The organism is Chryseobacterium lactis (assembly GCF_003815875.1).
GTDB lineage: Bacteria > Bacteroidota > Bacteroidia > Flavobacteriales > Weeksellaceae > Chryseobacterium > Chryseobacterium lactis.
Genome location: NZ_CP033924.1, coordinates 5,152,107 through 5,176,925 on the forward strand (window position 1 = coordinate 5,152,107; position 24,819 = coordinate 5,176,925).

Annotated in this window: 24 protein-coding genes; 12 read left to right on the forward strand and 12 right to left on the reverse strand. The window is 36.4% G+C overall.

What is annotated here, in order from left to right; genetic code table 11:
• Positions 1-226: 226 nt before the first annotated feature.
• The 5 genes from EG342_RS22945 to EG342_RS22965 form a co-directional block, all read right to left on the reverse strand.
• Positions 227-925 (reverse strand): DUF1826 domain-containing protein, encoded by a 699-nt coding sequence (locus tag EG342_RS22945; RefSeq protein ID WP_103290214.1) that lies wholly within the window; start codon positions 923-925, stop codon positions 227-229.
• Positions 926-1,217: 292 nt separating this feature from the next.
• Positions 1,218-1,742, reverse strand: coding sequence for a hypothetical protein (locus EG342_RS22950; RefSeq protein WP_103290217.1), 525 nt, complete (start codon positions 1,740-1,742; stop codon positions 1,218-1,220).
• Between the two features lie 69 nt (positions 1,743-1,811).
• Positions 1,812-3,134: a hypothetical protein gene (locus EG342_RS22955; RefSeq protein ID WP_123868163.1), complete on the reverse strand. Its 1,323-nt coding sequence runs from the start codon at positions 3,132-3,134 to the stop codon at positions 1,812-1,814.
• 1,014 nt (positions 3,135-4,148) lie between these two features.
• Positions 4,149-4,730: a YdeI/OmpD-associated family protein gene (locus tag EG342_RS22960; protein ID WP_213083874.1), complete on the reverse strand. Its 582-nt coding sequence runs from the start codon at positions 4,728-4,730 to the stop codon at positions 4,149-4,151.
• A complete protein-coding gene (locus EG342_RS22965) occupies positions 4,727-5,149 on the reverse strand; it encodes a VOC family protein (RefSeq protein WP_103290222.1) in 423 nt (140 codons plus the stop codon). Before EG342_RS22965 ends, EG342_RS22960 begins: the two co-directional genes overlap by 4 nt.
• Positions 5,150-5,476: 327 nt before the next feature.
• Here EG342_RS22965 and EG342_RS22970 point away from each other — a divergent pair, with 327 nt between their 5' ends.
• Positions 5,477-6,709, forward strand: a complete 1,233-nt coding sequence (locus EG342_RS22970) for a BamA/TamA family outer membrane protein (protein ID WP_103290225.1) — start codon at positions 5,477-5,479, stop codon at positions 6,707-6,709.
• Positions 6,710-6,828: 119 nt separating this feature from the next.
• Here the strand turns inward: EG342_RS22970 and EG342_RS22975 are convergent, their stop codons facing one another.
• Entirely contained in the window at positions 6,829-7,617 is a 789-nt protein-coding gene (locus EG342_RS22975; protein ID WP_103290227.1) for a T9SS-dependent choice-of-anchor J family protein, read from the reverse strand.
• A 474-nt stretch (positions 7,618-8,091) separates the two neighbouring features.
• On the opposite strand from EG342_RS22975, the gene glsA reads away from it, so the two are divergent.
• The 5 genes from glsA (at position 8,092) to EG342_RS23000 (ending at position 13,295) form a co-directional block, all read left to right on the forward strand.
• A complete protein-coding gene (gene glsA / locus EG342_RS22980; RefSeq protein ID WP_103290230.1) occupies positions 8,092-9,105 on the forward strand; it encodes a glutaminase A in 1,014 nt (337 codons plus the stop codon).
• Between the two features lie 212 nt (positions 9,106-9,317).
• Positions 9,318-10,460 (forward strand): 1-acyl-sn-glycerol-3-phosphate acyltransferase, encoded by a 1,143-nt coding sequence (locus tag EG342_RS22985; protein ID WP_103290233.1) that lies wholly within the window; start codon positions 9,318-9,320, stop codon positions 10,458-10,460.
• Positions 10,461-10,526: 66 nt separating this feature from the next.
• Positions 10,527-11,375, forward strand: coding sequence for a helix-turn-helix domain-containing protein (locus EG342_RS22990; RefSeq protein ID WP_103290236.1), 849 nt, complete (start codon positions 10,527-10,529; stop codon positions 11,373-11,375).
• A gap of 85 nt (positions 11,376-11,460) precedes the next feature.
• The gene (locus EG342_RS22995; RefSeq protein ID WP_103290239.1) at positions 11,461-12,648 is read left to right on the forward strand and encodes an FAD-dependent oxidoreductase; all 1,188 of its coding nucleotides are present in this window, start codon (positions 11,461-11,463) and stop codon (positions 12,646-12,648) included.
• A gap of 101 nt (positions 12,649-12,749) precedes the next feature.
• Positions 12,750-13,295, forward strand: a complete 546-nt coding sequence (locus EG342_RS23000) for a hypothetical protein (RefSeq protein ID WP_103290242.1) — start codon at positions 12,750-12,752, stop codon at positions 13,293-13,295.
• Positions 13,296-13,371: 76 nt separating this feature from the next.
• On the opposite strand, the gene EG342_RS23005 is transcribed toward EG342_RS23000, so the two are convergent.
• A complete protein-coding gene (locus EG342_RS23005) occupies positions 13,372-13,800 on the reverse strand; it encodes a DUF3592 domain-containing protein (protein WP_103290244.1) in 429 nt (142 codons plus the stop codon).
• Between the two features lie 654 nt (positions 13,801-14,454).
• Between EG342_RS23005 and EG342_RS23010 the strand changes: the two genes are divergently transcribed.
• From EG342_RS23010 to EG342_RS23020, 3 genes are all read left to right on the forward strand, one after another.
• The gene (locus EG342_RS23010; RefSeq protein WP_103290247.1) at positions 14,455-15,090 is read left to right on the forward strand and encodes a LysE family translocator; all 636 of its coding nucleotides are present in this window, start codon (positions 14,455-14,457) and stop codon (positions 15,088-15,090) included.
• 50 nt (positions 15,091-15,140) lie between these two features.
• Positions 15,141-16,016, forward strand: coding sequence for a helix-turn-helix domain-containing protein (locus EG342_RS23015; protein ID WP_103290250.1), 876 nt, complete (start codon positions 15,141-15,143; stop codon positions 16,014-16,016).
• Between the two features lie 210 nt (positions 16,017-16,226).
• On the forward strand, positions 16,227-16,949 hold the full coding sequence (locus EG342_RS23020; protein WP_103290253.1) for a siderophore-interacting protein: 723 nt from the start codon (positions 16,227-16,229) through the stop codon (positions 16,947-16,949).
• 130 nt (positions 16,950-17,079) lie between these two features.
• On the opposite strand, the gene EG342_RS23025 is transcribed toward EG342_RS23020, so the two are convergent.
• From EG342_RS23025 to EG342_RS23040, 4 genes are all read right to left on the reverse strand, one after another.
• Positions 17,080-17,658, reverse strand: a complete 579-nt coding sequence (locus EG342_RS23025; protein ID WP_103290256.1) for an NAD(P)H-dependent oxidoreductase — start codon at positions 17,656-17,658, stop codon at positions 17,080-17,082.
• A complete protein-coding gene (locus EG342_RS23030; protein WP_103290258.1) occupies positions 17,655-18,680 on the reverse strand; it encodes a saccharopine dehydrogenase family protein in 1,026 nt (341 codons plus the stop codon). The genes EG342_RS23025 and EG342_RS23030 overlap by 4 nt, the downstream gene beginning before the upstream one ends.
• Before the next feature lie 54 nt (positions 18,681-18,734).
• On the reverse strand, positions 18,735-19,304 hold the full coding sequence (locus EG342_RS23035) for a Crp/Fnr family transcriptional regulator (RefSeq protein WP_103290261.1): 570 nt from the start codon (positions 19,302-19,304) through the stop codon (positions 18,735-18,737).
• 568 nt (positions 19,305-19,872) lie between these two features.
• Positions 19,873-21,642: an aminopeptidase P family protein gene (locus EG342_RS23040; protein ID WP_103290264.1), complete on the reverse strand. Its 1,770-nt coding sequence runs from the start codon at positions 21,640-21,642 to the stop codon at positions 19,873-19,875.
• A 305-nt stretch (positions 21,643-21,947) separates the two neighbouring features.
• Between EG342_RS23040 and EG342_RS23045 the strand changes: the two genes are divergently transcribed.
• The 3 genes from EG342_RS23045 to EG342_RS23055 are packed head-to-tail and all read left to right on the forward strand — an operon-like array spanning position 21,948 to position 23,691.
• Positions 21,948-22,385, forward strand: a complete 438-nt coding sequence (locus EG342_RS23045; protein ID WP_103290267.1) for a DUF6526 family protein — start codon at positions 21,948-21,950, stop codon at positions 22,383-22,385.
• 22 nt (positions 22,386-22,407) lie between these two features.
• On the forward strand, positions 22,408-22,575 hold the full coding sequence (locus EG342_RS23050) for a phosphatidate cytidylyltransferase (RefSeq protein ID WP_103290270.1): 168 nt from the start codon (positions 22,408-22,410) through the stop codon (positions 22,573-22,575).
• A 9-nt stretch (positions 22,576-22,584) separates the two neighbouring features.
• Positions 22,585-23,691: a DNA topoisomerase IB gene (locus EG342_RS23055; protein ID WP_103290273.1), complete on the forward strand. Its 1,107-nt coding sequence runs from the start codon at positions 22,585-22,587 to the stop codon at positions 23,689-23,691.
• Between the two features lie 112 nt (positions 23,692-23,803).
• Here EG342_RS23055 and EG342_RS23060 read toward each other — a convergent pair whose 3' ends face one another.
• Entirely contained in the window at positions 23,804-24,691 is an 888-nt protein-coding gene (locus EG342_RS23060) for a helix-turn-helix domain-containing protein (RefSeq protein WP_103290276.1), read from the reverse strand.
• Between the last annotated feature and the right edge of the window lie 128 nt (positions 24,692-24,819).

The window sequence follows — 24,819 nt, forward strand, 5'->3', positions numbered from 1 at the left end:
AATAATGAAAGTTGTTTCTATTATATTTTGTTCATTTTTATAAAATCCGTAAATTTGTAAGAGTTATTATTGGTTTGTGCGAATTTATCCCTTATATGTCCCTCAATGGTGACAGACCATTGAAAACTAGGACTTTCCAAGTTCTGTATCGGAAAATAATCCAACAGCTAAAAAAAATAATAAATACACATATCAGTCCCTATATACAGGGACTTTTTTATTGGCTTTAACAAATCAAAAGCAACCGATATTCACCATCATTTTCAACCGGAGCTCTGTGAACACAAGGTAAGACTTTCTGCTCCGGATGATCTACCGCCAGTCGCCAGAGATTTCCCAATCCCAGATTGACAGGTTCCGCATTCGGTTTAGGCTGATAATGGAGATCAAAGAAATTGTCTTTCAAAAAGGCTTCAAATTCAGATTCCGGACCGTCATGTAGTTCTTTGAGCTTATCCCGGATTTCAGGAATCAGGATTTTTTGGATAACCTGGTTATTGGGTATGATATCGCTGGCAGCACCATAATAGGTACATAAAAAAGTATCAGTACCCACAGGTGAACGATCTACATGAAAAGAATACACATCAGTGGAAATAAAGTCGAATTCTTCATCCCGATCATAATTTTTAAGCAGATTGAGTGAAGGCGATGCTCCAAAATCAGTGAGCAACTGCATATCATTTAAAATCGTTTCTTTGGCCATATTTCCTTTTTCCGACAATTGCAGAGCTAAAAGGTCTTCAACGGAAACTTCTGTAATATTTTCATTTAACTGAAGTTGAGATACAATTTCTTTAAAGTCTCCTGTTAAATTTCTTTGCCAGCAAATTGCATTCATTCTTCCTTGAAAACCGGTATTTACGAGTTCAGAAAAAGTAGAAACTACATCAATTTGATTGTTATCAGAAAATATATTGTCCATATTGAGAATAAAATAATTGAATCGCTTAGTGCTTTGCAAAAATAATGAATAGATTAAAAGTAATGCCAGCTAAATATGTTTTTAAACACCATCAACCATCATTACTAAAATACAAAACCCTATACTTCTCTTCGAAATACAGGGTTACTGATACCGGATCGTGTATCCGACACCAACATCAATCACTTATCTGAACTATTTCAGTATATAAAATCTTCAGCCGAAAAAAAAATAAACCAACAACAACTTTATGAAAAACAGAAACCAATAAACGGCTGAAGAATATTTTGAATTACGGCTGCCAAAAGGTCCATACCTTTCCATTATAAACAGCCAGCTGTTTCTTTACGGTATCATAAACCATCATTCCTGCACTTGGGTCGATAATGTTAAGGTGTGGACTGGCTACTTTTGGTAAAACCATTGCTTTATCAGCATCGGCAAGGACCAATATACCTTTAGTGGTATCCGTTCCGCCTGCACCTGAACTGATGCATACTTTGGCTCCCGGCTGCTCTGTTTTATCTGCTCCCTGAATACTTACATCTGCTGCTCCTGTAGTATCTACACTCAGATCAAACCAGCTGTTGGCATCTTTAAGGTACTTTACTTTACGATCACTGACATCATAAAGAATAGTACCTTTCTCTGTGATATTACTTTTATCGGTAACGTAAGGAAGGATCAATCCTTTGTTCTCTGTGTCACCAAATTGCAGGGAAACCGATCCATTGCTTACATTTTCTCTGTTGATCCCTATTTGAGCCTGCAACAGACCAACGATCAACAGCCCGGCTAATTTTAATATTTTTCTCATTTGTGTTCTTTATTATTTATTTTGGTTAAAAACTATAAGATTAAGCACCTATATTCTATCACTTTATAATCAATCCGGGCAGGTTTGGGTCGTGATGCAGTACCAACCTAATGTAGCGCTTCCATCTTTGGATGTATACATTTTCAGGCATTTATTCGTAGTATCATAGACGAGCATGCCTTCTATAAAATTGGCAGCAGCAATCCCAACCGGATTCCCGGAACCATTGAAAGCGACCCTGTTGGGAACAAATCCTTTCGTTCTGGCTTCCAATGCCAGCCAACCTCCTTTACGAATCGCCGGCCAGTTGTCTGCGTTTTGCGCACCGGTTCTTGTCAGTGAGGAGATCCCTATTTTTGTAATCAGCGCGGGTTTTCCTGCGGTAGCAGTAGCTCCCGGTTTATAGCATGATGTGATACAGTTTTGTGTCACGACATTGGCAATGGGAGATGTGGTACTTCCTGTTGAATTGGTGGCTACCACATAATAATAAAGCGTGCCTACAGGTGAATTATTAGGAGGTGTATACGATGCTGAAGTAGCTCCCGGGATTGCGGTTGCGCCTGTCTGCGAGTTTATTGTATTCACCCACCATTGGTAGCTTGTTGCGCCCGTAGCATTGACAGTTATAGCCTGGGCCGGGGTATTAAAACATCTTGTTTGAGTGGAAGGAGTGATTCCTGATATTGTAGGAGCTACTGCCGGGACAATACTTCCACTGCAAAGGTTAAAAACTGAACCTTGATAAGTAATAAGATTTATAGCCCCGTTACGAAGCGTTTCTCCATTCCCTGAAAAAGTCAACTGAGTGTAAGGCATAGTACTTGTTATTTTTATTCTAGCCATACTTGCTTCACCCCATCCATAATACGGTCTATTTGAAGTGATGGAATTACCATTTATTATTGTTTCATTATTATTACATTCAGCTAAAAGAGATACCGTTCCTGCATTAGTTGACACCGTGTGCCACTCATTTGCATGAAGAGCACTAATATTAAAAACAATATCATTAACTGGTTTACTGAACTGAAACGTATAAGTATAATATCCCGAACTAGTACCAAACATATTATTTGGGCCAGTCTGCCCGAACTGAAGCCATCTATCAGTACCACTATTTGGAGCGTCACAATAAGAAAATGCTATTGGCATTGAATTATCTTCTATAACTAATCCATCCTTATATGCTCGTGTCACTGTCACTCCATTAAAAGTCTGAGAACCTCCACGAGGATTAACAACAGCTGTACATTGCCCATAAAGCTCTTGCGATAGGAACATGCCCATCATCATCAATAATAAAAATACGGAACTTTTCTTCCATCCGCTGATTGGTGGAGAAACAGCTTTTGTCTTATTCTTAATCAATTGTAAGTAATTTTTTTCCATTTGTGTATGTTTTTCATCATTTGTATTGGTTTGTATCAGACTATCCTGATAAAACTTGTAAATAACACCTTCTCCAAATATTTTTTTTTCAATCAAACTGGTGCGAATAGGAGAACAAGGGAATAGAGAAGGTGTTTCTTTACAACTGCATTTGTGTTTTCAGAATCTGATATATTGATTGTTCCCATCTTTTTATTGAAAAGGAACAAAGACAATCTTTTTTAGTTTAAAGAAATATTTTGAGATTTCCAGGGTTGTTGTATCGTATACCCAATACTTATCTGAAAGAGGGTTGTATTGGAATAAGAGCGTAAAAAATTCTCAAAACGAATTAAAATATTGCTTTTCATCGTGCTTGTGTTTTAAAATTTAAAATAATTTTCTTCAACAAAGCAATGAAAAAAAAAGATGTAGCCCTTAAAATAAGCCTACGACACAGGTACTATTTAACGGAACAAAATCTATACGTTACAACCTGATAGATAAAATTCGATGGTTTTAATTTTAAAAAATCAAAAGAAGATGAAAAGTAATAAATCAATAAAAAAATCACATTCCACATAAATTAAAAACAAAAAAAAACCAATTTATAAAAATAAATTAATAAAACACAAAGCAAAACCACCAATTTATCAAATTCAATTTTCGCCATTTGATCTATATACATCCTATACAATTGAGTCGCGATTAATATTTTTTTAAAAAAAATCTCTCCGTAACAAGATTTATCTTATCTTATATTTTTTATATTTTATATTAAAAAACAAAGCCATTTTTTTTCGATTGATGTATGGATCGCTTCATTAAAATAAATTGAAAAGCAATGTATTACATATGAAATTCAGAAAATTCAGATCAAAAAAAATTCAGTATTTTGAAATAAGCTTATTATAAACTAAAAGCCATCCTACATATTATGCAGAGATGGCTTTATTATTCATTATGAATTCTGAAAATTTTATGTTCTTTGAGTCATTCTTTCTTTATCCTCTAAATGAATAACCTCAAAAAACTTTATCGGAATTGTTTTGGTCTTCTTTTTTCGGCAGCCTCCTGCACTATTTCATCGATGCGTTTCTTGCGGGTTTCAGGTCGTTTGGCCAAAACAATCCATTGTAAAAGCATTTTTTTAACTGATTTACTTAAGCTTTCAAAATATACTTTTGAACCCTCATAATCTCTAAAAGCATCCTCTAAATCTTCTGGAATGGTCAAATCTTCTACACTATCCAGGATATTCCACGAGCCATTTTGTTTTGCTGTTTCAATGCTGGCAAAGCCTGCCTGCTTCATCAGTTGACTATCAATGAGCCTCTGAACTTTCTCTTTATTGATTTTTGACCAGGTGCTGTTGGATTTACGTCTGCTGAATAACTGCATAAAAGAACCTTCATCAATGGTCTTTCGGGTACTGTCGATCCAGCCAAAACAAAGTGCTTCATCTACCAGGTCACTCCAGTTTACTGTGGGTAAATTAGATTTTCTGGTATTGCAAATCACCCAGACAGATTGCTCTGTCTGGTGATTCTCTTCCAGCCATCCCCGCCATTCTACACTGGCATTGATGTATATTGTCTGCTTTTCCATAGTTTTCATAGGAAGCTATTTCTGAGTTTTATTATTTCTACATAATGCCTATTGGTCATTATTCCTAAAATATTACCAAAGGGATCAACGACAGAAGCCGTTACAAAATCACCTTTTCCCCCACTTCGGTCAATAATCGGTTGGTACAATTCTGCTCCTGAGGAAAGCAGCTTGTCAAGAGTTTTCTGTAAATGATCTACATGCCAGTATATAAGAGCTCCTCCAGTGCGTTCTGTTGCACCTTCGGGGGCATATTGACTATCAATAATCCCTAATTCATGCTGATAGTCCCCAATGCGGAACTCAACGTATCCCGGCGCACTGAAGTACGGCTCGATATTTAAAAAGTTCGTATACCATTTTTTTGCTTCTTCAAGATTTGAAGCATAAAAACTTACTGTTGTTAACCCACGCAAAATTGTTTCCATAGTTTCTTATTTTGTATTTGTTGATATTGTAAATTTAGAAATGATTGACGACAACAGTATGTCAGTATGATAAAAAAATATTCACCCTCCCTTATTTATTATTTTAAATTTAAAAACAAGGTAACTATATACAATTTTACACCATTGTCATTGACTACACCGAATCTTCGATTTCTGACGAAGGAAGAATCTCATATAAGATTAGATTCTTCATTTCACTTCGTTAAATTCAGAATGACAGGGCAAAATAACCAAATAACAACTTCATATAAAGTTGTATATATTTACCAAATTTATATGTAATATTGTTACTATAAACTCATAACGATGAAAAGCATTTTCCCTTGTTTTCTTCTTATTATATATTCTTTCTTTGTCCAGGCACAAAGCACTCTACCACAAGCTACATCCGACTCCGTCCGAAAACCTGTAATCCCACAAAAGGATATTGCAGATATTCTTCATCGGATATTGCATAAAAAAGATAATGCAGATACCGTAAGAGCAGGGAAAAAGTTTAACTGGTCATTGATTCCTGCCGCAGGATATACTTTACAGACAGGATTTGCCGGTGTTGTAAGTGGAAATATCGGTTTTTACCAGGAACACTCGGAAGGCCAGAAAATTTCTAATATCAGCACCAGCTATACCTACTCTCAATACAAACAAACCATCTTTCCTTTATATGCCAATATCTGGACAAAAGGGAATAAAATAAATATCATCAGTGATTTTAAATATCTCAATTATCCATCGGAAGTTTATGGTCTGGGAGGTAAAAGAATTTCAATAGAAGCCAACTCCAACACCGCCTACACCGTTAATTTTAAGTATATCAAATTACATCAATCCATTATGTTCAAGGTGTTAAAAGACTTTTATCTTGGGGGTGGAATTTACTATGATCAGTTTTGGAATATTAAAATAACGGATTCGTTGGGAACAAGGATTAACCGTCTTCTTTCCCGGGATTTAAAAACCTCTGAAAGGGCATCCGGACTGGCCATAAAAGCATTATACGATAACAGGATCAACCAGATTACTCCACAGAATGGCGAATATCTAAGCATTACCTATCGTCCCAATTTTATATTTATGGGAAGCCAGTCTAATTGGTCATCGCTGCAAATAGATGCCAGAAAGTACATCCATTTCCCTGCATCTTCTGAAAATGTTCTTGCATTTTGGGGGTTTGCATGGCTCAATACCAGCAAAACAGCTCCGCCCTATCTTATGCTGCCAAGTACAGGGTGGGATGACCAGAACAATCTGGGAAGAGGATATATACAAAGCCGGTTTCGTGGCCGTAATATGTACTATTATGAAAATGAATATCGTTTTGGAATCACCAGAAATGGATTGCTAGGGGGAGTAGTTTTTGCCAATGTGCAGTCATTTTCTGCAGATCTTTCTGATGAATACAAAAAGTTGTTGTTCGGATATGGAGTCGGATTACGAATTAAACTGAACAAACACAGTAACACCAATTTATGCATCGATTATGGCTTTGGACAAAATAATTCCCATGGCTTTTTTGCTAATATCGGTGAGGTATTCTAGGCCTTTAGTTTTATATTTTATGTTCCTTACTTTTTACCTCAGTATCTACTTTTTAATTTACAGATTTTCACATAAAAAAAGCGCTTCCTAGAAAGCGCTTCATAATAAACTAAGTATGACTATTTTTTAATAAACTTCTGTGAATATTTTTTGTTTTTGGTTTCGACATTGATCATATACGTTCCCGGTTGAAGGGCTCTTACATCAACTTTATCATCCTTTACTGCTGCATTTACTTTTCTTCCCGCCATATCAAAAACTTCAGCTTTGGTGATTTTTGAACCGGTTTTCAGGTTTACAAAATCTGATGAAGGATTAGGATAGATGCCCATTGTTGTATTGGCTCCTATTTCTGAGGTACCAAGTAACGGCTGTTGTGTAATTTTAACATCGTCAATATCTGTAGAAGTTAATCCATCTACTAATCCTTTAGTTCTAAAATAGATCTTAACATTTTGTCCGGCATATGAAGATAAATCAATATTTGGAAGTAAAACGTCAGTCCCAGAAAATTGCTTTTGATAAACAGGTGTTTCGTTACCTGTAAATGTATCATTAGCTTCTAATACAAAGACAGATAGCATATTGGTTTTATAATATACTAGCCATGAAAATGATAACGAATAAGAATTCCCAGATCCCAAAGCTATTTCAGGAGTTACTAAGTCATTAGTTTCATTTGCATTTGCTAGGGCATTAGCACATACTCGCCCTGAAAAAACATTGTATGCAGATGGATATGTACAGAACCATGCCTTACTAAGAATATTGCTACTCCCACGTATTGTTGTCCAACCTGAAGGGAGTGCATACTGCGGTGTTGAATCAAAATTCTCTTCAAAAATAATAGTCTGGGCATTGACACATAACGTCATCAGCAATGCCATAAAAAATAATACTTTTTTCATAATAAGTTTTTTTAAAATTAATATTAAATCACTAAGTCTATGTTTTAGTGACCTAGTATGTTCCAAAAATATTTTGTCTGAGCATAAAAACAAATTCCGAAAGTCATAAAATAGAAATTCTGCCCAAAATCGTTGAAAATAGCGATCACTGTAGGATATAATTCATAATTTTAAGTGAACGATAAAAAAATAATAGCAAGATCACCACACACAAACCATCACATTACCAATAAAAACAACGATTATTTACCAAATTCATACTTTCAAAATTTAAAATTGCGGATTCGCTATATTGCCAAATCTACCTTCTTGCTTTTAGGTATGGTATTTGTAAAGGAAGTGTTCACCTCAGCAACAAGCTTTCAACAGGTATTGTAATCATTATCATAAAGCAACATTGCCAACGAAGATGAAATACTTTATATTTGCTTTTTTTGAGGCTTATCGTAACATTTTTATTTGAAGACTTTCTTTATGAAAAAAAATAGCTTTTTACCGGCAGCAAAAGGAATGGTGCTTGCCGCATTTCTTTCCTTAAACACGTTTACTTATGCTCAGAAAACAGCAGAAGCTCCTGCCATTTCTGAAAAAACCTTAAACAGCATTCTTGAGAAAAACAGAACCTATTATACTCAAGGCAAAGTAGCCGATTATATTCCCGAACTGGGAAAGATGGACGCTAAAGCTATTGCCTTTTCGGTAGTCGATAAAAATGGTAAAGTTTACAATACAGGAGATGTCAGCAAAAAATTTACGATGCAAAGTATCTCCAAAATCATTGCGTTGATGATCGCTGTAACGGAAAGAGGTGAAGCCAACGTCTTTGATAAAATGGGCTATTTCGGATCTGACAAACCTTTTAATCATTTCTCGAATCTTGAAACAACGGGTAAACCGCTTAATCCCATGATGAATGCGGGAGCGATTCTTACCACGTCTTTAATTTCGGGAGATGGAGATAAACCTTTTTTAAAAGTTTTGGATATGGTAAGGTTTATTACCAAAAATCCAACGATTGAATATAGTAAATCGGTCTATGAATCCGAAAAAGCAACGGGACATCGTAACCGTGGCATGTTTTACCTGATGAAAAATAACGGACTGATCTCCGGAAATGAGGATCAGCTGGATAATTATTTCAGACAGTGTTCTATTGAGCTTACTGCCGAAGATCTGGCTAAAATCGGTTATTTCTTTGCCAATCAATGTGTCCGTTTTGATGGAGATACTACCTACAAGAATGCAGAGATCGCCAAATTAATAGAATCACAAATGCTTACTGCCGGAATGTACGAGTTCAGTGGTGAATATTCCCGAACGGTAGGATTACCTAGCAAATCCGGTGTTGGTGGTGGAATTACCGTAAGTGTTCCCGGAAAGATGGGAATCGGGGTTTTCAGTCCTTCTTTGGATCAGCATGGGAATTCACTGGCAGGGTATCATATGATTTTAGATATGGTGAAACAATTTGGATTAAGCATTTTTTAAAATTTAAACAAAGAAAAAATAGAACAACGTCTCTTACTGGTTTTAGGAGGCGTTATTTTTTACTATTTAAAAAAAATCATCAATTAAAAGAAGCTCACCAGCAATCCTTTATCCCAATCTATACGTCAATCATAATACTTTAACATCGATTATAGAGCATGCTTAGATAAATTTTTGTTCTTTTGCAAAAGATTTAATTTTTAAATAATCGCATGTCGAAGTTTGATGAAATCCGGTATTTCTATGACCATGAAGTGAATGAAGCATTACATAGTATTGCCGATGATCCGATGATGAGAGCACTCATGAACTTTACTTTTCCTACAACGGATGACCAGGTTTGGAAAGATCAGTTTAAAGAAGTGTTTTCTATCCGGGACTTCCAGACTCACTTTGTAGCGCATACCATCCGCCAGATTCTTGCGAAAAGTTCTGATGGATTAACGACTTCAGGTTTCGACCGATTGGATAAAAATACGCCCTACCTTTTCATCTCGAATCACAGGGATATTGTACTGGACACTTCCCTGCTCAACCTTGTATTGCTGGAAAGCGGCCTTATCATGACGGCTTCTGCCATTGGTGATAATCTGGTCAGAAAAAGATTTCTCAATGTACTGGCTAAACTGAACCGCAACTTTTTGGTACAAAGAGGATTGTCTCTTCGTGATCAGCTCAGAAGTTCACAGACCATGTCTGAGTATATTGATCAGCAGCTGCACGAGGAAAATCGTTCTGTATGGATCGCCCAACGTGAAGGACGTACTAAAAACGGGAATGATGCTACTCAACAAGGCGTTTTAAAAATGCTGGCTATGGCTGCCGGAGATCAATCACTGACAGATTATTTTAAAAGCTTAAAGATTGTTCCGATCTCAATCTCTTACGAGTATGATCCTACAGATTCCCTAAAGATGCCTCAATTACTGGCTCAGCACAGGGACGAGGAATATATCAAAGGGAAGAATGAAGACTTCACCACCATGCTTAGCGGAATTCTTGGCCAAAAGAAAAGAATCCACCTTCACGCCGGGGATGTTATTGATACAGAGCTGGATGATATTGCAGCTACAATTGAGAATAAAAATAAGCAATTACAGGCTATTGCACAGATAATTGACCGTTCAATTATTGAAAATTACAAGCTTTGGCCGACCAAATTTATTGCTTATGATCTTATTCATCATACCGATAAGTATGCATCACAATACACGGAACAGGAAAAACAATTGTTTATAAGAAGGCTTGAAATGCGTATTGATCCGTCTGATGCCGTTTCTAAAGAATATTTCCTGTCGATGTACGCCAATCCTTTGATTAATAAACTAAAATCTGAGGAGAACTTTTCAGAATAACCTGCATTCAATTGACATGACTCTTTTTCAGAAATAGTATCTTCGTACTACCGACGATTTACTGAAATGAAAAAAAATATCCCTTCTCACCACAACCAGTTGGAAAATTCTACTGTCCGGCTAATGCCTTTATCTGTTTTTCATGAGAAGCAGGCAGAAGTTCATCGGGATGATCATTATATGTTTATTCTTCAACAGAAAGGAGATTTTGTAGTGGAAGTAGATTTCAATACTCTGGAATTAAAAGAAGCGGCTTTGTGTTTTATTGGTCCGGGACAGGTTCATCAGTACATTCACCAAAAAAATAACAAAGGTTGGTTTCTATTTGCGGAGGCAAGTATTATTTCTGAGTATTATCGGGAAACATTGGATATGTATCAGTGGATCAGGCAGTCAGTTATTGTTTCCGAAGATGATTTTATCTTTGATCTGCCTCCGGTGCTTGAAAAAATAGAACAAGATAAGAATCTGCCCGGTACTTCCGTTGAAATTTCATTAGTTGAATCTATTATCGGGATTATTATTTCAAGGATTATGCAGCAACAGATTCCGGAGAAGCAAAACAACAGTCAAAAATACCTGATTACAAGACAATTTAAGAAATTTATTACTGAAAATTTTAAAACACATAAACAAGTTCAGCAATACGCGCAACTTCTTACCATCACTCCACTTTACCTGAATGAAGCAGTAAAAGAAGTGACAGGATATCCGGCCAGTTTCTGGATACAGCAAAAAATTGTACTGGAAGCTTGTCGTCTGCTATCTTATACTGCTATGGATGTAAAACAGATTGCTTTTGAACTGGGATATGACGACCCTATTTATTTCTCTCGTTTTTATAAAAAGGTGACAGGAATGACCGCTTTACAATTTCGGTTAAAAAACCATAATTTGTCTCATCATCACCATTAAATATATCCCGCTTCTTCAGATACCTCATCATAATTTTGTACCATCAATCTCCAAAAAAAAATAACCGGATTGATCAGCAATAATTATGACACAAAAATATAAAAACAAGCGTATCGCTATTATCGGAGCAGGACTGGGCGGTCTTTGCCTTGCACAGAGCCTTAAAAAAAAAGGAATTGACTGTGAAATCTTTGAAAAGGATCCTGCTGTAAATACCCGTTCACAAGGATATAGAATCAGAGTCAACGAGCCGGGCAGAAAAGCTTTACAAGAATGTCTTCCCTCCAATTTATACAGACTTTTTCTCGATACATGCGCAGCAAGCTGCAGTGGTATGCATGTGCTTACCTCCTCTCTTGAATCCTCACAAAACGAACTTGTAGAATCCTGGAGCGATGGAGTAAAAGAAATGCCGGATCTGAAACCTAACCGTCTGACCTTACGTGAAATTTTACTACAGGGACTCCAAAAAAATATTTATTTTGGAAAAGAACTGACCCATTGGAAAAAATCTGAAAATGGTGAAATAGAACTTTCATTTGCAGACGGCAGCATCTCTGTTGCAGATCTTGTAGTGGCAGCAGATGGTGTAAACTCCAAAATCGGAAGAGATTATTGTAAAGATCAAAAAGTGAATACCGGTACTATTACGATTTACGGCAGGACTTTCTATTCATCGAAAACGGTAGAAGAAATATCTACAGAACTTCAAAAAGGAACTTCTGTCATTGTTGACAACCGGTTTTCATTGATTGTAGATTCTATGGTATTTGACTTTTCGAAGAAGAATAAAGCATGGGAAACTTTAAGTCCTATAAATAATTATTTCTATTGGGCATTTATAGGGAATCCTGAAGCTTTTGGGTGGCCGGCAGCAGATTTCTATCCTTATTCGACCGATGAAATTTTTCATTGCATCAATCAGCTCACTGATCAGTGGCACCCTAAGCTAAAAGCCCTGTTTGACCAAGCAGACAAAACTTCGTTATCAGCTACCCCAATCAGGTCTTCTTTGCCGAAAGAAAAATGGGAGCCGGGAAATATTACGGCTTTAGGTGACGCGGTTCATACAATGAGTCCTGCCGGAGGTGTAGGCGCCAATACGGCCTTCATCGATGCAGCATTATTATCGAAAAATATTCATGAAGCCTTGGTTAGTAATTCTGATATTTCAGTGGCGCTTTCCCATTATGAAGACCAGATGCTGATATACAGTAATCAGGCTGTTGAAATGTCTTTACAGGGCGGAAAAATACTGCATGGAACCTCATAAAAAGATTTTGTAAAAAAATATAATAACATGCCTTTTCTTCATTTTCCGATACATTTTTCAAAAAACAGTATCTTCGCAGCGTATTAGTAAAACTTGATGATATGAAAAAAATGTTATTTCTGGCTTCTGCCGTTCTTGTATTAAACTCCTGCGTAGTATCTACGGCTGCAAAAGTAGTGAAAGGAGCAGTAAATGTGAGCTACAAAGCTGTAAAAGGAACTGTAAACGGAATCAGCTGGGCGGTAAGCAAGGCGAAAGGAAAAATAGACGAAGACCGTTTGGATGGAACCTGGAAAGTGGTTGGCGTATATCGCGGTTCTTTTGAAGATTTTTCAAAGGATCAAAATCCGGAAAGCTCCTTTACTTCGGAGTGTACAGATAGTTTTGACCAGATTATTTTTAAAACTAAAAAATCAAAATTCCAACCGGTACATTGCAGCTCTGAAAAAGAAGATTGGGTAAAATATTCTATGGAATTTGGAAAAAACCCTTTAACCAAAGAAAAAGAGAATTATATTGAATACAATTCGAATAATTATATCTCTGTAATTGATGTGAATAATAAAACAATGGTTCTGGAAGGAAATTTAATGCCTAAACTGGCATTTTCCGGAGCTAAACTCTATCTTTTAGAAAAGGTAAAATAACGAAAAGGAGTGCAGCTTTATGTACTCCTTTTTTTATCATTTCATCTTTTGTTTACTTTACTATTGATCTTGAATTCTATTTTAAATAATGTTCTGCAATAAAATACCCTCCACCGATCACCAGTAACGGTAAGGCTACAGAAACAAATATGAGAGGCCATGCAAAAATTCTGAAATAAGTGTACAAACTTGCTCTGGCAGGATCTTCAGGGTCATATATAATCGTCTCTGTATCTCCCACGGACCAACCCGGCGGATTACTTCCCTCAGCCAGTCCGTAGGTATATTCAATATTATTTTTAGCCCGATACGTAAAGACCGGAAAGTACACCAAACCATCTGAGTCTACTTCCCGTAGAGAGGTGACCGTTCCCGTCACTTTTTCAGCAGTCTTCAGAAATGAAAGGGTATTTTTAAAACTGAAAAGGGCAAGAATAAACAGAATTAATCCTGCACCCAACATGAGATAATATTGCCACATAATTTTCTTTTTAATGATGTTCATTTTTACCGAATTTTCTGCAAATACACGGTCATATTAAAAACTCAATCTCTTTTCAGAATATTGATTAGCCTAATATACAAAGATTTGTCATACAGTAATCAATATCCACATGCACTCCATTAGTAATTGTAATCCGGCTTTTTTTTACGGTATTCTAAATGATATTTAATGATGCTTTAAATTATTTATCATCTATTCTGATTTTTTTAATAAATTACCAATGAATTTTAGATTAAATAATTGAAGCATCATACATTGTTGGTTCTTCTTATTTGATCTTATAAACAGAAATTAGCATCTTAAAAAATGAAATCCTCAGTCATAAAAATTATCACGAGTATTGTAATTATTTTAATTTTCATTAAGATAATCTATTCATTCAACGTTGAATATAAACGTGGATTACACTTTGACCATACCATAGGGAATACGATTATTGTAGTTGCTGCTGTACTTATTTCCATCCTTTTGTTTAAATGGTTTAAGAAAAAGTAAGCTTAACTTCTATTTTTCCGTAACAATATCTCAGAAAATTTCGAGTTTTTTGATGATAAATCCGGTCTTAATGTATCAAATTCTTTACAGGAAAGAAAAATTAATATTCTTTTGTTTTTCGTAAACTTGTAGCGATAATAATACCAATTCAATTATATTATGATTCCATTTCACGAGCTTCTGTTTTTCATTCTGGCAGCACTTGTTTTAGTGATGAGCCCGGGACCGAATATGATTTATTTAATTTCAAAATCAATTACCCAGGGGAAAAAATCGGGATTTATTTCTCTGGCGGGAGTGGTATGTGGCTTTTTATTTCACATCGTCATGGTATCATTTGGGCTCACTGCAGTGTTATTAGCCGTACCATTTGCTTATGGTATTTTAAAAACAATAGGTACTGTTTACCTCTTGTATCTGGCTTATCAGGCCATCAAACCGAAAAGTAAAAATATTTTTGAAGTTGATAAATCCAGTCCGCATGATGGTCCTAAAAAACTTTTTACTGTTGGTTTTTTAACGAATGTTCTCAATCCCAAAGTTGCCGTATTCTACTTATCATTCTTTCCTCAATTTATAAAGCCTCAATATGGTTCAGTATTGACTCAAAGTCTGGAACTTGGGGTTGTACAGGTTCTGGTAAGTTTTAGTGTCAACTTTATAATTGTCCTCACCGCCGCAAAAGTGGCCGTATTTTTTTCGAACAATCCTGTCTGGATAAAAGTGCAGAAGTGGTTTATGGCAAGTGTACTTACCTATCTGGCTATAAAAATGGCTTTTTCAAAGGCAAAATAATTAAGAAATCAGCACGGATATATTGTAGCTTTGTGTATAGTTTCAATAAAATGAAGAAGGCCATTCCTACCTACGATTTAAGTAGCATTTCCGAACATCGTTTTCATGTCAAAAGGATGGATCTGCGTACCCTGGATTCAGAGGAGATTCTTATGGATAAAGGGATACACCGTGACAGTCACTATATTTTTACCTGTATGGAAAGCGGACATGTAAAAATGATGGTGGATTTCAATATGATTGAAGCACAACAATCTACTGTTTTCTGTGTATTGCCCGGTCAGGTACATCAGGGACTTCTGATGAAAGATGTCAACGGATGGTTTGTAGCGGTGAAATCGGATCTCATTCCCGAGGTTGTACGTTCTGTTTTTGAAGAATCACTGGAAGGAATCCGTCCCGTCACGATTGACAAAGATTGGGTTGATAAGATCAACAATATTGCTGCACTACTCCATGCCGCCTATATGGATGAAACGCTCGCTTCAAAAGAAGGTTTTTTGGTTACTCAGTCTTTACTTCACACTTTTGTAGGGATGTTTGCTGTCCTCTATTCCCGTGAAAACAATTCTCAAACTACCCATGAAAGCCGTTCTTTACAGTTGACAAGAGCATTCAGAATCAAGGTAAGAAAAGAGTACAAAACCATGAAAAGTCCATCAGAATATGCTGAAATATTAAATGTTTCAAGAGGATATCTGACAGAAGTAGTCCGTGCAGTAACAGGAAAGCCTGCCCAATATTGGATTCATCAGGAAATTTTAATTGAAGCAAAAAGACTGCTTGCCTTTACCCACCTTACCGTAAAGGAAATTGCGTATGAACTGGGCTATAATGATCACACGTATTTCAGTCGTTTGTTTTCAAAGCTAGAAGATGAGTCTCCTACCGAATTCAGAAATCAGAATAAAAACAAGGGAAATTAAGAAGGAAGCCTGAAGATTAGGGCTGGAAGTTACTATAAGGAACTTGTCTATCAAGGATAAATTTTGAGATTATACATTAAATTCTCTTCCACTGGCTCAGAATCTCACATCTTCCATCTCACATCTAAACCACGAATAATCCAATCAATTCCCTGAAACCGCTATCGTTTCATTTTAATTTTGCAGCTTCCTTTGCAATAAAAATTACGTATGCCTAGTTTACCAAAATGGATCAATGACACGGTGGAAAATGTCTGGTCCTCCAAATTTAAAGAATGTACCGTCAGCCATATAGAAAACATTACCAATGATCTTCGCAGAATTCGTTTCGAAACCGATTTGCATGGCGTTCAGTTTGAACCGGCTTATGCGCTCGGTATCAGAATTAATGACAGAGATTTCCGTAATTACTCTCCTTTTAATTTTAACAGAGAAACAGGAACTTTTGATGTGGTATTTCATGTCCATGACCATGAAGCGGTGGGAAGTCATTTTGTAACTCAACTCTCTGCCGGAGATTCCATAAAAATTTTACTTCCCAGAGGAAAACGCTTTTTTGAGCCTAATGCAAAAATTCATTTTTCTATAGGGGATGAAACTTCATTGGGAAGTTCGCTTTCTATTAAAGAAGCAGCGGAAGAATGTGGTTCTTTATTTATATGCCTTCATGAACTGGAAGAAGCTGCCGCTCTTGAAAACCTGAATTTATATGGATATCACAGTCCTAAAAACAGCGCCATGAGAATGATAGAAGCCCTTACCGACTTTCTAAGGGAAGAAAAAGAGGCGATATATGATGATGATGTTGTTTTCTACCTTACAGGCAATGGAGACCGGATGTCATTGATCAGAAAATTCCTTAAGGCTAAAGGAGTTTCACCAAGATGTATCAGATCACAGGCGTATTGGATAGAGGGAAAAAGAGGACTGTAAAAAATGCCGGAAGAAGGAACCTGAACGTTGTACAACATAATAAGAAGATTTATACATGGTCTCCTTATTTTTAATATACATAAATGACTAACGGGTATCCTTCTTCCGGGCTTCTATATACACAAACATTCTATTTCTGCTTCCACCCCAGCTGGCTGACTTTCTTCAGTAACTTTGCCCGATGTTCATCACTGGAATCTCTGATAATCCCTAAATAGGTTACCTTAACAGGTTTTACTCCGCAATATTCCAGCGTAGATTTTTTAAGCTGGTTGACACTTGGTCTTCCGAAGAACAACCGGTAATACCAGCCAGGTTGGTCTAAAGTGGTGATAATATGTCCCGTTTTTCCTTTTAAAAGCTTATCCCACCACACGGAATTCTCTCTGAATTTATAAGCCATTCCCGGTAAAAAAAGTCGGTCTATAAATCCTTTCGAAATGGCAGGCAAACCACCCCACCAAACGGGATGTATCCAAACCAAATGATCTGCCCATTGTATAATTTCCCAGGCGTTAAGAAGATCCGGCTCCAGCTCCATTCTTTTCTGATATCCAAATTGAAGGTTAGGATTAAAATCTAAATCTCTTATGATAATTTCTTCTACCTCTGCTCCCGATTCTTCGGCAGCCTCTTTGTAAGCAGCTGCCACTCCGAAGTTGAAGGAATCTTGATTAGGATGCGCGTTGATAATGGCTATTTTTTTCATTGTGTTACATTGATATTGATGGTTTCATAAGCATTAAGCTGTGCCATCAGAGACAAAGGCTCATGCAATTGGTGACTGAAATATACATTACTTTCATGAGGATTCCTCAACAGCTCCTCGGTGTGTAAAACGGCTGACAAAGCGGTTAATTCTGCCTGTCCTTTTGTACTTTGCAAACTAAGCTTTTTATATCCGTTATTATTTTTGATAACAATTTCAAATATCGACTGATCTCCATTTCCACTGGATCCGAAAATCATTCTCCTTTCTTTTAACGATAAGATATTAAAGATTCTCAGGTATTGAAAACCACCCAATAACCAGGTAATAAATTTTGAATTGTACGTCATTTTCACGCTTACATCGGATATTCTTTCAATTTTGTTGAGAATATACAGATCGGGAACATCAAAGTTATAAGCACTTCTTTTTCCAACTCCAAAAGAAAAATCAAAAGTTTCGGTATCTAAAAAATGTCGGATCTTAACAGGTCGGTCATTTTTGTAACGATAGAAAGGAACGGCCACATTCTCCGCCATAAAATGTGCTGAGCTCTCGCCTGCTAAATCTTTTACGGAATAATACACAAAAAGCTTTGCTTCCTGAACATCTATGCTATTGTTGGAAAGGACATTAACGAGTCCGGGAACGATTCCTCCCATCCATCCTGAACTGAATACAATTCTGCTGTTCACCTCCTTTTTGCCGGCAATACTATAGGCTTTTACCAAATCAGGTGTCGGTTTGGTGATATCCAGATAATCGATTTTATTTTCAATTGCAAATTGGAGAACATGGTCTGTTTTATCATTCACGGATAAAATGATAAGATCAATTTTTTTGTCGGAAATAGCTTGAAAAGTATTAGGATCTGTAACGTCAATTTTAAGATCTTTATTTGTTTTCCCACCTTTTCGTCCTCCGATAAAAATGTTGAGTTGAGGGTTTCTTGATTTTAATATGCGGGCAATTGTTTTCCCTACTAAACCGTTTCCTCCAATAATCAAAATGTTGTGCTCCATCTATTTTTTTTGACAAAATTATAGAGCTCGTCCTTCGATTAACAGGACAAATGTCTAAAAAGAAATTTCTTTTCTGATCCGGCTTAAATGTCTTTGGGTAATTCCCAGATAAGAAGCCAGATATTGTAATGGTATATTTTTAACATAATCAGGGTGATTATTCAGCAAAGTAGCATATCGTTGAGCTGCGGTATCGCGCTGAAGCTGAAAAAAACGATTTTCAAGTTCGAGATATTCCTGCTCTGCGATGGTCTTTAGAAATTTTGTCCAGTTAAGGTTATCCTGAACCATTTTGTCTACGGCTTCTTTTTTCAAAACCAATAATTCTGCATCAGTAATAGCCTGCATATTTTCCCTGCTGAGACAATCGGAAATAAATGAAGAATAAGCAGCCATCATGGTATTAGGAAACCTAAAACAATAGGTCATATCTTTTCCATCATCTGAAATATAAAAAGACCTGAAAATTCCGGATGCTATGAATGCAACTTCCTTACATCTTTCCCCTTCCTGAATGAAATACTCATTTTTATTCACTCTTCTGATCTCAAAAAGCTGTAAAAATGCGTCAATTTCTTCCTCAGAAAATAAATTAAAGCTTTGAAAATAATCCCTTGCTACCATTTTAAAATACTACAGTTCCAATGTAGCGCGAAAATAGATAAAAAGTGAGAAAGTGGATGTTTTTTTTTAATAAAGTTGGAGTGAGAGGTTGGAGGGTTGGAGAGTTTGAGAGTAATAGTTGATTCATCAGTCTTTTATTTTCGTGAGGTTGAGATTCCTTGCTTCGCTCGGAATGACAGGTACAACTATTCGACATTTAATGCTATATGCCCTGTGTTGGCGGGATTCCTTGCTTCGCTCGGAATGACAAGTAGAACCATTAGACGATTAGTAGAAAATTATTCTCAAGTTTCATTTAATAAAAAAGACCACCTCAGGATGAGATGATCTTACTACCGTTTTGAATTTACTAAGTTATATATGAAGATATGAATGATGTTTTTTGGTAGTCCAAAGATAGCCTGTTCCTGAATTTTATTCGTCAGGGGAATCCCTAAAACTTTATCCGTAAAAATACGGTTGTACAAATAAAAAAGCCCTGCAAGAATACTTACAGGACTTTGTTTATCTAACAATTATTTTGTTTAAGGTATAAGGATTTTAAGAAGGAAATCTTCTTACTCCTTCATTAAAGCGGGCTTACTAATTGAAGGAACCATTCTTTAACGTCTCCTTCCAAGTGAGGAGCTAATTTATCTTCACAAGTTTTGTGATAGCTATTTAACCATTCAATTTCTTTTTCAGAAAGAATTTCTTTTACCACCGTATCTTTGAAGAACGGACAGAATGTTAACGTTTCAAATTCATAGAATGTTCCATGGATAGTTGTTTCTGCTTCTTTTACTGCGATCAGGTTCTCATGACGGATTCCGTAGTGACCTTCAAGATAGTATCCCGGCTCATTGGAACAAACCATTCCCGGAAGAAGATCCTGCGGATTCAGATCTTTTCTGATATTTTGCGGTCCTTCGTGAACATTCATGAAGCTTCCTACTCCGTGTCCTGTTCCGTGGTTGAAGTCTTTGCCTTCCATCCATAACGGAAGTCTTGCAATAGCATCAAGGTGTACTCCTTTGGTTCCTTTCGGGAATTTTACCATGGATAAACGAATCAGTCCCTGTAATACCAATGTTGAGTTTCTTTTGAACTCTTCAGAAGGTGTTCCCAATGCAAAAGTTCTTGTAATATCAGTAGTTCCTTCAAGATACTGACCTCCTGAATCTACAAGGATTGTATCTTCATTCGTAACTTCTTTACTTCCTTCTTCTTTGGCAGAATAGTGCATGATTGCACCGTTATCTTTGTACCCCACAATAGAACCGAAACTTTCACCTACAAAATTTTCTCCTTCTGCACGGAAGCCTCTTAGCTTTTCGCCAATAGAATATTCGTTCATAGCCTCTTTGCCGGCATTGTGCGTCAGCCAGTAAAGGAATTTCACCATGGCAACACCGTCTCTCACCATTACTTTTCTAAAGCCTTCCAGTTCAGTTTCATTTTTCTGAGCTTTCATCAGATTACCAGGAACCGGTGCTTTGATAAACTGATTATCCGCTTTTAAAGTTTCAAATATCTGTTGATTGGTGTTTGGAGACACCAATATTTTTTCATTTTTAAATCCTTTCAGGTAGTTGTAGAATTCTTCATAAGGCATCATTTTAACAAAGGCATCATCCAGTTGTTTTCTGGCTTCTACTTCCATTTTTTCCAGACCTGTGAATAAAACAGCATCATTTTTAGTAATCACGATATATCCTAAAAATACAGGATTGCTTTGTACATCACTACCTCTGAGGTTCATTGTCCATGCTACATCATCTAAACTGGAAATGATATGAACTGTTGCTTCCTGATCTTCCATTTTCTGACGGATTGCGGAAAGTTTATCCGATACTGATTTCCCGGCTCTTTCAACAGGGTGTACAAAAATCGGATTGGTAGAAGGGGTCCCTCTTTCTTTCCAAACTTCTTTTAAAAGCGGGAAGTCAATCAGGGTAATATTTTTTGAATTAAATTTTTGAGAAAGCAGTTCCCAGTTTGCATTAGAAGCTGCCAGGGCATTTACAGCAACTTTACCGCCGGCAGGAATTTCAGAAATAATCCAGTCAATATAATTAGGAGTTCCTTCCATTCCGTCCTTGAAGAGGTCGATTCCTGAACCTTCCAGTTCAAGAGCAGCCTGTGTAAAATATCGTCCGTCTGTCCAAAGTCCGGCTTTATCTTTTGTAACAACCACAAAACCGGCAGATCCTAAGAATCCTGATAACCAAACTCTCTCCTGCCATTCTTTAGGAAGATATTCGCTCATATGCGGGTCTGCAGAATATACGATAAATGCATCAACATTATTTTTCTGCATTTCTTCACGAAGCGCAGCAACTTTTTCCTTTGAAGTCATTCTTTTCTTTTTTTAAACACCGAAAGTTACGAAAAATTTGAAGTCGAAAGATTAAATCACTGCCCTATTTTCCTTAATAATCTGATATTTTTTCATTCATTTGCTTAAGAATCCTGTATTTAGGTTTTGGCTACTTCTTGGAAGGTCAAGATAATTTCATTTATAAAAATCAATAACCTATATTATCTTCAAAATCATTAAAATTTTAAACTTTTTTAATAAAACAAATACCATTTTATTCTAAAAAAACTACCACATTATTAAAATTATTGTTTTTTGGAAAGATTATTGCTGCATTGTACCTTATGAAACAGCAGAATTACAATAATCACAGGAAATTTTATCCGCCTCATCATTTTATATATCTTCCTATATTAATTATTTTGGAAATTTTTGGGATTTATAAAATAGTGAGTGATCCCGGAAATCAATTGATCTGGATCTTATTTTCTATTGTGATCTTTCTGCTTTTCTACCTGGCATTCATGACAAGACAACATTATGCCTTAGGACTTCAAAACCGCATGGTAATTCTTGAGTTCAGGCAACGGTATTTTGAAATTTTCAATATGCGTTCTGATGAAACAGTTGAAAAATTAAGATTTGACCAGATTGCTGCTCTCAGATTTGCCTATGATGATGAATTCAAAGAGCTTTTGTACAAGGCTCTTCATGAAAATATTTCCGGAGATGACATCAAAAGATCGATCAAAAACTGGAAGGCAGACCGACTCAGAATTTAATAATCACCAAAAATATTAATCTATGAAAAAGTGGAGCTTATACAGTATTACCATATTTAGTTTGTTGACACTAACAAGTTGTGAAGCAGTAGGAACAATTTTTAAGGCCGGAATGTGGTGGGGAATCATTGTAGTCTGTGTAATTGTAGTGATTCTTTTACTAATTTTTTCGAAGGGTAAAAACTCTTAACCATGCTTTATGGAGAAGAACACAGATTTAGAGGTAATTTCTCATCTGAAGCCATCAAAGATTGTTAAAATCATGAAGGATCCGGAAGCTTCTGCAAAGGCGGTACATCTTGTATATACCACCGATGCAGAATCCACCGGTATCACCCGCAGGAAAACCGGAAAAAAATATTCCTATTATAAGGATGGCGAAAGGATAAGGGATAAGGACGAAATCACCAGAATCAACAAACTGGTTATTCCTCCGGCATGGGAAAATGTATGGATATGTGCACTGGAAAACGGCCATCTTCAGGCAACAGGTTTTGATGTTAAAAAAAGAAAGCAATATCGCTATCATTCTCTATGGAGCGCTTTAAGAAATCACACCAAATTTTACAGAATGCTTCAGTTCGGATATGCATTGCCTGATATGCGGCTGCAGATGGAACAAGATCTCGCATTGAGAAACTTTGAAAAAAGAAAAATACTGGCATTAATCGTAAGCCTGATGCAAAGAACCAATATCCGTATCGGCAATAACATCTATGAAAAGCTTTATGGTTCCTTTGGATTGACCACATTAAAGGATAAACATGTAGAGGTAAAAGGTCAAAAGATTACTTTTTCTTTTAAAGGAAAAAAGGGCATCATGCATCATGTAGATCTAAGAAGTAAACGACTGGCAAGGCTCGTTCAGAAATGTAAGGATATTCCGGGAAAAGAGCTTTTCCAATATCTGGATGATGAAGGAGACCGCCATTCGATAGACTCCGGAATGGTGAATGATTATATTAAAGAGATAAGCGGTGAAGATTTTACAGCTAAAGATTTCAGAACATGGTCCGGGACTGTAAGCGCCCTGATTGCCTTTAAGGAAATCGGGTATGCCGAAAATAATACCGAATATAAAAAGAAAGTAAAGGATGCATTGGATATTGTTGCAGAACATCTTGGAAATACCAATGCTGTTTGTAGAAAATATTATGTACATCCTTTAGTCATCAATCTCTACGAAAACAATACCATCAAAAAATATCTGGACGAACTGGAAATCATTGAAGAAAATGATGGAAAAGCAGATCTTACCAGGGAAGAAAGACTTGTACTAAAGATTCTGGAGAATGAGAAAATGTAAAGTTTTTTAAGACGGAAGCCAGAGGTTGGAAGTACTGTAGAACAACAATGTTGTTCTGAATTTCTTTTTAATTAAAATCTATTTAATTTACCCTTTCCCTCCATCTTCTCACCTATCCCGGCACTCTGTTATTCAAAAACTGCGTTCTGTAATCTTTCGGGGTAATTCCTGCGATTTTCTTGAAAAGCTGGGTAAAGTGGGATGCAGTATGGAAATTCAGCTCATAGGCAATTTCTGCGATATCTTTACTTGAGTGCAGCAAAGCCTTGCTGTAATTGATATCGATCTCGTTGATCCATTGTTTGGGCGATTTTTGGGTAACACCTTTCACACATTTATTTAAATAACTTTCTGTGACAGACAGTTTATCGGCATAGAAAGCTACTCTTTTTTCGACTACATGGTATTTAAACAAAAGATCCCGGAACTGAAGAGACAGTTCCATGGGACGTGTTGCCGATTTATGATGAGTGTCAGAATCTGTACTCAGCATTTTGATCAGAATAAGGTGAAGCATGGTCACCACTACGTCATTGACATTAAGACTACTTAACCATAATTCCTGCTCCATAATAGGGAGAAGCTGGGTAATGGTGCCATAAGTAAGGCTGTCAAGATTCAGGAAAGGCGTCATAAAGAAAATGCTGCTTTTATGTTTTGGCAGCTCCTGTTCAGACAGGATATTATTTTCATACGCCAGGAAAAATCCTTCAATATCATCGGACAACTCTACCGTAGCCGTTATGGTTCCCTGTTTGATAAAGATCACTCCGCCTTTCTCAGCATTATATTCTTTATTTTCCAGGTATTGTTTGATATGTCCGTTGGTTACGAAAATAATAAAGTTAAAAGTTGTTCGGTACGGAATGACCGGCATCAGAATTCCTTTAAGATAATTCTCGATCCGATACAGTTGTATATCCGCATTATTGGCTAATATTTTCTCCGTAATATTCGGCAGAAAAAGTTTTTTATATTGAAAATTGGACAATACTTCCATATCCGATGTAATGATTATTTAAAGTTATACATAATTTATAAGGTAGAATCAAAGAATCTGAAAATTTGAGAATGCGCTCATTTGAAAATTGACAGAACATTTCTTTATATCTTCCTTCAAACGCTCTC

What these genes read in the sequence shown, in the direction of transcription:
- EG342_RS23005 (WP_103290244.1), bottom strand. Translation starts at nt 13,800, where the DNA reads ATGAACATCATTAAAAAGAAAATTATGTGGCAATATTATCTCATGTTG.
- EG342_RS23035 (WP_103290261.1), bottom strand. Translation starts at nt 19,304, where the DNA reads ATGGTAGCAAGGGATTATTTTCAAAGCTTTAATTTATTTTCTGAGGAA.
- EG342_RS23000 (WP_103290242.1), top strand. Translation starts at nt 12,750, where the DNA reads ATGAAAAAAATGTTATTTCTGGCTTCTGCCGTTCTTGTATTAAACTCC.
- EG342_RS23045 (WP_103290267.1), top strand. Translation starts at nt 21,948, where the DNA reads ATGAAACAGCAGAATTACAATAATCACAGGAAATTTTATCCGCCTCAT.
- EG342_RS22975 (WP_103290227.1), bottom strand. Translation starts at nt 7,617, where the DNA reads ATGAAAAAAGTATTATTTTTTATGGCATTGCTGATGACGTTATGTGTC.
- EG342_RS23040 (WP_103290264.1), bottom strand. Translation starts at nt 21,642, where the DNA reads ATGACTTCAAAGGAAAAAGTTGCTGCGCTTCGTGAAGAAATGCAGAAA.
- EG342_RS23025 (WP_103290256.1), bottom strand. Translation starts at nt 17,658, where the DNA reads ATGAAAAAAATAGCCATTATCAACGCGCATCCTAATCAAGATTCCTTC.
- EG342_RS22990 (WP_103290236.1), top strand. Translation starts at nt 10,527, where the DNA reads ATGAAAAAAAATATCCCTTCTCACCACAACCAGTTGGAAAATTCTACT.
- EG342_RS23055 (WP_103290273.1), top strand. Translation starts at nt 22,585, where the DNA reads ATGGAGAAGAACACAGATTTAGAGGTAATTTCTCATCTGAAGCCATCA.
- EG342_RS22945 (WP_103290214.1), bottom strand. Translation starts at nt 925, where the DNA reads ATGGACAATATATTTTCTGATAACAATCAAATTGATGTAGTTTCTACT.
- EG342_RS22970 (WP_103290225.1), top strand. Translation starts at nt 5,477, where the DNA reads ATGAAAAGCATTTTCCCTTGTTTTCTTCTTATTATATATTCTTTCTTT.
- EG342_RS23010 (WP_103290247.1), top strand. Translation starts at nt 14,455, where the DNA reads ATGATTCCATTTCACGAGCTTCTGTTTTTCATTCTGGCAGCACTTGTT.
- EG342_RS22950 (WP_103290217.1), bottom strand. Translation starts at nt 1,742, where the DNA reads ATGAGAAAAATATTAAAATTAGCCGGGCTGTTGATCGTTGGTCTGTTG.
- EG342_RS22995 (WP_103290239.1), top strand. Translation starts at nt 11,461, where the DNA reads ATGACACAAAAATATAAAAACAAGCGTATCGCTATTATCGGAGCAGGA.
- EG342_RS23020 (WP_103290253.1), top strand. Translation starts at nt 16,227, where the DNA reads ATGCCTAGTTTACCAAAATGGATCAATGACACGGTGGAAAATGTCTGG.
- EG342_RS22985 (WP_103290233.1), top strand. Translation starts at nt 9,318, where the DNA reads ATGTCGAAGTTTGATGAAATCCGGTATTTCTATGACCATGAAGTGAAT.
- EG342_RS22960 (WP_213083874.1), bottom strand. Translation starts at nt 4,730, where the DNA reads ATGAAAACTATGGAAAAGCAGACAATATACATCAATGCCAGTGTAGAA.
- EG342_RS23050 (WP_103290270.1), top strand. Translation starts at nt 22,408, where the DNA reads ATGAAAAAGTGGAGCTTATACAGTATTACCATATTTAGTTTGTTGACA.
- EG342_RS23030 (WP_103290258.1), bottom strand. Translation starts at nt 18,680, where the DNA reads ATGGAGCACAACATTTTGATTATTGGAGGAAACGGTTTAGTAGGGAAA.
- glsA (WP_103290230.1), top strand. Translation starts at nt 8,092, where the DNA reads ATGAAAAAAAATAGCTTTTTACCGGCAGCAAAAGGAATGGTGCTTGCC.
- EG342_RS22965 (WP_103290222.1), bottom strand. Translation starts at nt 5,149, where the DNA reads ATGGAAACAATTTTGCGTGGGTTAACAACAGTAAGTTTTTATGCTTCA.
- EG342_RS23060 (WP_103290276.1), bottom strand. Translation starts at nt 24,691, where the DNA reads ATGGAAGTATTGTCCAATTTTCAATATAAAAAACTTTTTCTGCCGAAT.
- EG342_RS22955 (WP_123868163.1), bottom strand. Translation starts at nt 3,134, where the DNA reads ATGGAAAAAAATTACTTACAATTGATTAAGAATAAGACAAAAGCTGTT.
- EG342_RS23015 (WP_103290250.1), top strand. Translation starts at nt 15,141, where the DNA reads ATGAAGAAGGCCATTCCTACCTACGATTTAAGTAGCATTTCCGAACAT.